Origin of the sequence: Rhodanobacter glycinis, from assembly GCF_006438785.1 — a bacterium.
GTDB classification, from domain to species: domain Bacteria; phylum Pseudomonadota; class Gammaproteobacteria; order Xanthomonadales; family Rhodanobacteraceae; genus Rhodanobacter; species Rhodanobacter glycinis_A.
Window position 1 is genome coordinate 1,683,537 of the sequence record NZ_RCZB01000001.1, and the last position, 6,122, is coordinate 1,689,658.

A 6,122-nucleotide genomic window follows, 5' to 3' on the forward strand; every position below is an offset into this window, starting at 1 on the left:
CCGCTCAGAGCACTTCGGGCGCAAGCGAGACGATCTTCATGAACTTCTCGCTGCGCAGCTCGCGGGTAACCGGCCCGAAAATACGGGTGCCGATCGGCTCGAGCTTATTGTTGAGGAGGACCGCTGCATTGCCGTCGAAACGGATCAGCGAACCATCGGGACGGCGCACACCCTTGGCGGTACGAACTACCACGGCGTTGTACACCTCACCCTTCTTTACCTTGCCGCGGGGGATCGCATCCTTCACGGTGACCTTGATCACGTCACCGATCGCGGCGTAACGGCGCTTGGAGCCGCCGAGCACCTTGATGCACATCAGTTCCTTCGCGCCGCTGTTGTCCGCTGCGGAAAGCGTGCTCTGCATCTGGATCATGGCTGCACCCTCCCTTAGACGTTGGCGCGCGTGATGATTTCAACCACGCGGTGATGTTTGGTCTTGGACAACGGACGGCATTCGGCGATACGCACGAGGTCACCCTCGTTCGCGCCCAGGTCGTCCTGCGCATGCAGCTTGGTCGAACGGCGGATGATCTTGCCGAGCAGCCAATGCTGAACCTGACGCTCGACCAGTACGGTGACCGTCTTGTCCATCTTGTTGCTGGTAACGCGACCTTCGAGGGTACGCGTCTGTTTCTTTTCTGCTTGATCGCTCATGTCGGCCGTCCCTTACTTCTTGCCGCCGAGCACAAACTTCGTGCGGGCGATGTCACGCCGAACGCGGCGAAGCTGGTGCGGCTGAGTGAGCTGGCCTGAGCCTTTCTGCATGCGCAGATTGAACTGCTCCTTGCGCAGATCCAGCAGATGCTGCTTCAACTCGTCGGCCGACTGGTTATTGATATCTTTACTGGCCATCACATCACCGCCCTGGTCACGAACTGGGTCTGCACCGACAGCTTCGCTGCCGCCAGACGGAACGCCTCACGTGCCGTGACCTCATCAAGGCCTTCGATCTCGTAAAGCATGCGGCCGGGCTGGATCTGGGCAACCCAGAACTCCACACTGCCCTTGCCGGCACCCATGCGGACTTCGATCGGCTTCTTGGTGATCGGCTTGTCCGGGAACACGCGGATCCACAACTTGCCGCCGCGTTTGACGTAACGCGTAATGCAACGACGAGCTGCCTCGATCTGGCGCGCGGTGAGCGAGCCATGCGTGATGGCCTTCAGCCCGAACTCGCCAAAGCTGACGAGGTTGGAACACTGGGCCAAGCCGTCGTTGCGGCCTTTGAACTGCTTGCGGTATTTGGTTCGCTTAGGTTGCAACATGGCAACTCTCCTTACTTCGCAGACCGCTCGCGACGGCCGTCACCGGCCTCGCGACGCGAATCATTACGACGACCTTCGCCACCTTCGCGGCGCGGCTGCGACGGCTCGTCCTTCGACTCCTGGCTGGCTGCAGCCAGATCGAAGATCTCGCCCTTGTAAACCCAGACCTTGATGCCGATGATGCCGTAGGTGGTTTTCGCCTCGGCAAAGCCGTAATCGATGTCGGCACGCAGCGTATGCAGCGGCACGCGACCTTCGCGACTCCACTCGGAGCGGGCGATCTCGGCACCGTTCAGACGACCGGACACGTTGATCTTGATACCCAGTGCGCCGAGGCGCATTGCGTTGCCAACCGAACGTTTCATCGCGCGACGGAACATGATGCGACGTTCCAGCTGCTGCGCGATCGACTCGGCCACCAACTGAGCGTCGAGCTCGGGCTTGCGCACTTCGCTGACGTTGATGTGCGTGGGAACGCCCATCATGTCGCTGACTTCCTTGCGCAGCTTCTCGATATCCTCGCCCTTCTTGCCGATCACCACGCCCGGACGGGCGGTGTGGATCGTCACGCGTGCGGTTTTCGCCGGACGCTCGATCTGGATGCGGGAGATACCGGCGGCAGCCAGCTTCTTCTTCAGCATGTCGCGAACTTTGATGTCAGCCACGAGGTACGTGGCGTAATCACGCTTGTTGGCGAACCACTTCGAGTTCCAGTCCTTGGCAATGCCGAGGCGGATACCGGTGGGATGAACTTTATGACCCATCGTCTATATCCTCAGTCAGTTGCCGACGACCACAGTGATGTGGCTGGTGCGTTTCAGGATGCGCGAACCGCGGCCTTTGGCACGGGCGTGCATGCGCTTCATCGCCGGACCTTCGTCGACGAAAATGCTGGCCACCTTCAGCTCATCGACGTCGGCACCGAGATTGTTCTCGGCATTGGCGACGGCCGACAGCAGCACCTTGCGGACAAGGAGCGCGGCTTTCTTGTTGGTGAAGGTGAGCACGTCGCTGGCCCGTCCGACGGGAAGCCCGCGGACGAGGTCAGCCACCAGGCGTGCCTTTTGCGCCGAAATGCGGGCGCCACGCAGGATCGCTTTGGCTTCAGTGCTCATCACTTGCCCTTCTTGTCGCCGACATGGCCCTTGAACGTACGGGTCACCGCGAACTCGCCGAGCTTGTGCCCGACCATGTTCTCGTTGATCAGAACGGGCACGTGCTGACGGCCGTTATGGATGGCGATGGTCAAGCCGACCATTTCCGGCAGGATCATCGAGCGACGCGACCAAGTTTTGATCGGGCGCTTGTTGTTGGCGGAAACCGCAGCTTCCACCTTCTTTACGAGGTGAAGGTCAACGAACGGACCTTTCTTCAGAGAACGCGGCATGTCGGCTTCCTGTTACTTGGTACGACGACGCACGATGAACTGCTGCGTGCGCTTGTTGTTACGGGTCTTGTAGCCCTTGGCCGGCGTGCCCCACGGGCTGACCGGATGACGACCACCTGAAGTCTTGCCTTCACCACCACCGTGCGGATGGTCGACCGGATTCATCACCACACCGCGAACGGTCGGGCGGATACCCAGCCAGCGCTTGGCGCCGGCCTTGCCCAGCTTCTTCAAGCTGTGCTCGCCGTTGCCGACTTCACCGATTGTGGCGCGGCAGTCAACCGAGACGCGACGCATCTCGCCGGAGCGCAGACGCAGCGTGGCGTAACCGGACTCGCGCGCCACCAGCTGCACCGAGGCACCGGCGCTGCGGGCGATCTGCGCACCCTTGCCCGGACGCAGCTCGATGCAATGGATCGTGCTGCCCATCGGAATGTTGCGCAGCTGCAGGCAGTTGCCGGCCTTGATCGGCGCATCACGGCCGGACACCAGGCGATCGTCCACCTGTACACCCTTCGGCGCGATGATGTAACGACGCTCGCCATCGGCATAGCACAGCAACGCGATATGTGCGGTGCGGTTCGGATCGTATTCGATGCGCTCGACGCGGGCAGCGATGCCTTCCTTGTCACGCTTGAAATCGATGATGCGGTAATGCTGCTTGTGACCGCCGCCGCGATGACGCACGGTGATACGGCCATGATGATTGCGACCGCCTGTACGGGACTGCGACTCGGTCAACGCCGCGTACGGCGCGCCCTTGTACAGACCTTCCGTCTTGACGCTGACTGCGTCACGACGACCCGGCGAGGTCGGCTTGTGGTTGATTAATGCCATCTCACAGAACTCCTGGCTCAGGCCTTGGCGGAAACGTCGATGGTCTGGCCATCGGCAAGACGCACGTAGGCCTTACGCTTGCCCTGGCGGCTGCCAGCGCGTTGACGGAAGGCTTTGACCTTGCCCTTGGTGTTGACGAGGTTGACCTGTTCGACTTTCACGTCAAACAGCTTTTCCACGGCAGCACGGACATCGGCCTTGGTCGCCGCGGGGGCGACGACGAATACATACTGGTTGTGTTCGGCCAGACGCGCCGATTTCTCGGAGATGTGCGGCGCGCGCAGCGTATCGAGAATGCGTTCGTTGTTCATGCCAGCCACTCCTCGATCTTCTTCACCGCGTCAACCGTGACCACCACATGGTCGGAACCGACCAGGCTGACCGGGTTCAGGCCCATTACATCCAGTACGTGGATATAAGGAATGTTGCGTGCGGCCAGGAACACGGACTCGTTGGCGTCTTCCGACACCAGCAGCACGCGACCGGATACTTCCAGCTCGGCCAGCTTGGCCACCATCGCGGAGGTCTTCGGCGTCTCGATGTCGAAACTCTCGACAACCTTCAGGCGATCCTGACGAATCAGTTCGGAGAAGATCGAGCGAATCGCAACGCGATAAGCCTTGCGGTTGACCTTCTGCTCGTAGCTGCGCGGCTTCGCCGCGAAGGTGCGGCCACCACCGACAAAGATCGGTGCACGGTAATCACCGTGACGGGCACCACCGCCCTTCTGCTTCTTGAATTTCTTGGTAGTACCGGACATCTCGCCGCGCGACAGCTGCGACTGGGTTCCGGCACGACCGGCCGCCTGGTAGGCGACAACAACCTGATGGACCAGGGCCTTCTTGTACTCACCGCCGAACACTTCGTCCGATACGCTGAGCGGCTTGGCGCCAATGACATTCAATTCCATGGCGACTCTCCTCAACCCTTGGTCGTCGGACGGATGATGACGTCGCCACCGGTTGCACCCGGTACCGCGCCCTTCACCGCGATCAGATGACGCTCGGCGTCGACCTTGACCACTTCCAGTCCCTGCGCCGAACGGCGCACGGCACCCATGTGACCGGACATCTTCTTGCCCGGAAACACGCGACCCGGGGTCTGGCGCTGACCAATGGAACCCGGCGCACGATGCGACAGCGAGTTACCGTGGGTAGCGTCACCCATCTTGAAGTTCCAGCGCTTGATCGTGCCCTGGAAGCCCTTGCCTTTCGACACGCCGGCAACGTCGACGATCTGGCCGACGGTGAACACGTCGTCTGCCTTGATCTCGCTACCCACGGTGTACTTGCCGAGATCGTCGGCAGACACGCGGAACTCCCACAGGCCACGGCCCGGCTCAACCTTGGCCTTCGCGTAATGACCTTTCAGCGGCTGCGTCAGCAGGTTCGCGCGCTTGGTGCCCGCCGAAACCTGGACAGCGCTGTAACCATCGTTATCGTCCGTCTTCAACTGGGTCACACGATTCGGTGTCGCTTCAATCAGCGTCACCGGAATCGAGCGGCCATCTTCAGTGAAGAGTCGGCTCATACCGCATTTGCGGCCAACCAATCCGATACTCATCTTCGTATCCTGTCTGTCGCTCAACCGAGCTTGATCTGAACATCGACGCCAGCGGCGAGATCAAGCTTCATGAGCGCGTCCACGGTTTTGTCGTTCGGGTCGATGATGTCGAGCACACGCTTGTGCGTACGGGTCTCGTACTGGTCGCGTGCATCCTTGTCGACGTGCGGCGACGTCAGGATGGTGTAACGCTCGATTTTCGTCGGGAGCGGGATCGGGCCGAGTACCGTTGCGCCAGTGCGCTTGGCCGTCTCGACGATCTCACTGGCCGAGCGGTCGATCAAACGATGATCGTATGCCTTCAGCCGAATCCGAATCTTCTGGTTCGCCATAACCGTGTCCTGTTGTCGAAAGAACGTAATGTGAAACGAAACGGCTTCTCACCGCCTCGCACAACCCTTTAGCACCACATCGATAGCCGCGCACGAACCGCACAGCCCGAATTCTAAAAGTCCAGGCGAGCACTAAGCGGCTCGCCTGGACAGAAACTGCAGTCGCGCAAATAACATGACCGACAGGGCGCACCCCGTGATTACATTGAATTGCGAGGGCCATCCGGGCCAGCGAACTCGAAGCACTTCCTGTGCCTCATTTCGCGGTAGGTCGACCCAGAACAAGTCTCGGTCGACAAGCAAGCTGCCAAGTATACCTGCAAAAGCCAGCTTAGTGAAGTGGTCCCATGAAAAATCAAGCAATGGACAACTCACACGCAGGCGGACATGAAACTTGGCAGCACGGGGTCGCCATGGGCGGCCCCGTGCAAGTACAGCGTCTTACTTGATGACCTTGGCCACCACACCGGCACCGACAGTGCGGCCACCTTCGCGAATGGCGAAACGCAGGCCTTCGTCCATCGCGATCGGGTGAATCAGGCTCACCACCATCTTCACGTTGTCGCCCGGCATCACCATCTCCACGCCGTCCGGCAACTGGCAAGCGCCGGTCACGTCGGTCGTGCGGAAGTAGAACTGCGGACGGTAACCCTTGAAGAACGGCGTATGACGGCCACCCTCGTCCTTCGACAGCACATAGACTTCGGCCTCGAAATCGGTGTGCGGGGTGATCGTGCC

12 protein-coding genes and 1 pseudogene are annotated in these 6,122 nt (G+C 60.6%); all 13 read right to left on the reverse strand.

Annotation, left to right across the window (positions count from 1 at the left end):
* Positions 1–4 precede the first annotated feature (4 nt).
* The gene (gene rplN / locus EAH75_RS08120; protein WP_007513359.1) at positions 5–373 is read right to left on the reverse strand and encodes a 50S ribosomal protein L14; all 369 of its coding nucleotides are present in this window, start codon (positions 371–373) and stop codon (positions 5–7) included.
* Between the two features lie 14 nt (positions 374–387).
* Complete coding sequence (rpsQ, locus tag EAH75_RS08125; RefSeq protein ID WP_140649718.1) at positions 388–654, reverse strand: 30S ribosomal protein S17; 267 nt, start codon at positions 652–654, stop codon at positions 388–390.
* Between the two features lie 12 nt (positions 655–666).
* Positions 667–852 (reverse strand): 50S ribosomal protein L29, encoded by a 186-nt coding sequence (gene rpmC, locus EAH75_RS08130; protein ID WP_007082182.1) that lies wholly within the window; start codon positions 850–852, stop codon positions 667–669.
* Positions 852–1,265 carry a 50S ribosomal protein L16 gene (gene rplP, locus EAH75_RS08135; protein ID WP_072757738.1) on the reverse strand — a complete coding sequence of 138 codons (414 nt, stop codon included), beginning with the start codon at positions 1,263–1,265 and terminating at the stop codon, positions 852–854. The genes rpmC and rplP overlap by 1 nt, the downstream gene beginning before the upstream one ends.
* Before the next feature lie 11 nt (positions 1,266–1,276).
* On the reverse strand, positions 1,277–2,029 hold the full coding sequence (rpsC, locus tag EAH75_RS08140) for a 30S ribosomal protein S3 (protein ID WP_140649716.1): 753 nt from the start codon (positions 2,027–2,029) through the stop codon (positions 1,277–1,279).
* A 15-nt stretch (positions 2,030–2,044) separates the two neighbouring features.
* The gene (gene rplV, locus EAH75_RS08145) at positions 2,045–2,380 is read right to left on the reverse strand and encodes a 50S ribosomal protein L22 (protein WP_072757742.1); all 336 of its coding nucleotides are present in this window, start codon (positions 2,378–2,380) and stop codon (positions 2,045–2,047) included.
* A complete protein-coding gene (rpsS, locus tag EAH75_RS08150) occupies positions 2,380–2,652 on the reverse strand; it encodes a 30S ribosomal protein S19 (RefSeq protein ID WP_007082178.1) in 273 nt (90 codons plus the stop codon). The genes rplV and rpsS overlap by 1 nt, the downstream gene beginning before the upstream one ends.
* 12 nt (positions 2,653–2,664) lie before the next feature.
* Positions 2,665–3,489 (reverse strand): 50S ribosomal protein L2, encoded by an 825-nt coding sequence (gene rplB / locus EAH75_RS08155; RefSeq protein ID WP_007808200.1) that lies wholly within the window; start codon positions 3,487–3,489, stop codon positions 2,665–2,667.
* 17 nt (positions 3,490–3,506) lie between these two features.
* Entirely contained in the window at positions 3,507–3,800 is a 294-nt protein-coding gene (gene rplW, locus EAH75_RS08160; RefSeq protein WP_056386840.1) for a 50S ribosomal protein L23, read from the reverse strand.
* A complete protein-coding gene (gene rplD / locus EAH75_RS08165; RefSeq protein ID WP_140649714.1) occupies positions 3,797–4,399 on the reverse strand; it encodes a 50S ribosomal protein L4 in 603 nt (200 codons plus the stop codon). The genes rplW and rplD overlap by 4 nt, the downstream gene beginning before the upstream one ends.
* A gap of 11 nt (positions 4,400–4,410) precedes the next feature.
* A complete protein-coding gene (gene rplC, locus EAH75_RS08170) occupies positions 4,411–5,052 on the reverse strand; it encodes a 50S ribosomal protein L3 (protein WP_140649712.1) in 642 nt (213 codons plus the stop codon).
* A gap of 20 nt (positions 5,053–5,072) precedes the next feature.
* The gene (gene rpsJ / locus EAH75_RS08175) at positions 5,073–5,384 is read right to left on the reverse strand and encodes a 30S ribosomal protein S10 (RefSeq protein WP_068095401.1); all 312 of its coding nucleotides are present in this window, start codon (positions 5,382–5,384) and stop codon (positions 5,073–5,075) included.
* Positions 5,385–5,825: 441 nt separating this feature from the next.
* Positions 5,826–6,122, reverse strand: a pseudogene (gene tuf / locus EAH75_RS08180) (elongation factor Tu); the annotation flags it as partial.

Coding starts and splice junctions, on each gene's coding strand:
- rpsQ (WP_140649718.1), bottom strand. CDS start 654: ATGAGCGATCAAGCAGAAAAGAAACAGACGCGTACCCTCGAAGGTCGC.
- rpsJ (WP_068095401.1), bottom strand. CDS start 5,384: ATGGCGAACCAGAAGATTCGGATTCGGCTGAAGGCATACGATCATCGT.
- rpsC (WP_140649716.1), bottom strand. CDS start 2,029: ATGGGTCATAAAGTTCATCCCACCGGTATCCGCCTCGGCATTGCCAAG.
- rplV (WP_072757742.1), bottom strand. CDS start 2,380: ATGAGCACTGAAGCCAAAGCGATCCTGCGTGGCGCCCGCATTTCGGCG.
- rpmC (WP_007082182.1), bottom strand. CDS start 852: ATGGCCAGTAAAGATATCAATAACCAGTCGGCCGACGAGTTGAAGCAG.
- rpsS (WP_007082178.1), bottom strand. CDS start 2,652: ATGCCGCGTTCTCTGAAGAAAGGTCCGTTCGTTGACCTTCACCTCGTA.
- rplD (WP_140649714.1), bottom strand. CDS start 4,399: ATGGAATTGAATGTCATTGGCGCCAAGCCGCTCAGCGTATCGGACGAA.
- rplC (WP_140649712.1), bottom strand. CDS start 5,052: ATGAGTATCGGATTGGTTGGCCGCAAATGCGGTATGAGCCGACTCTTC.
- rplN (WP_007513359.1), bottom strand. CDS start 373: ATGATCCAGATGCAGAGCACGCTTTCCGCAGCGGACAACAGCGGCGCG.
- rplB (WP_007808200.1), bottom strand. CDS start 3,489: ATGGCATTAATCAACCACAAGCCGACCTCGCCGGGTCGTCGTGACGCA.
- rplW (WP_056386840.1), bottom strand. CDS start 3,800: ATGAACAACGAACGCATTCTCGATACGCTGCGCGCGCCGCACATCTCC.
- rplP (WP_072757738.1), bottom strand. CDS start 1,265: ATGTTGCAACCTAAGCGAACCAAATACCGCAAGCAGTTCAAAGGCCGC.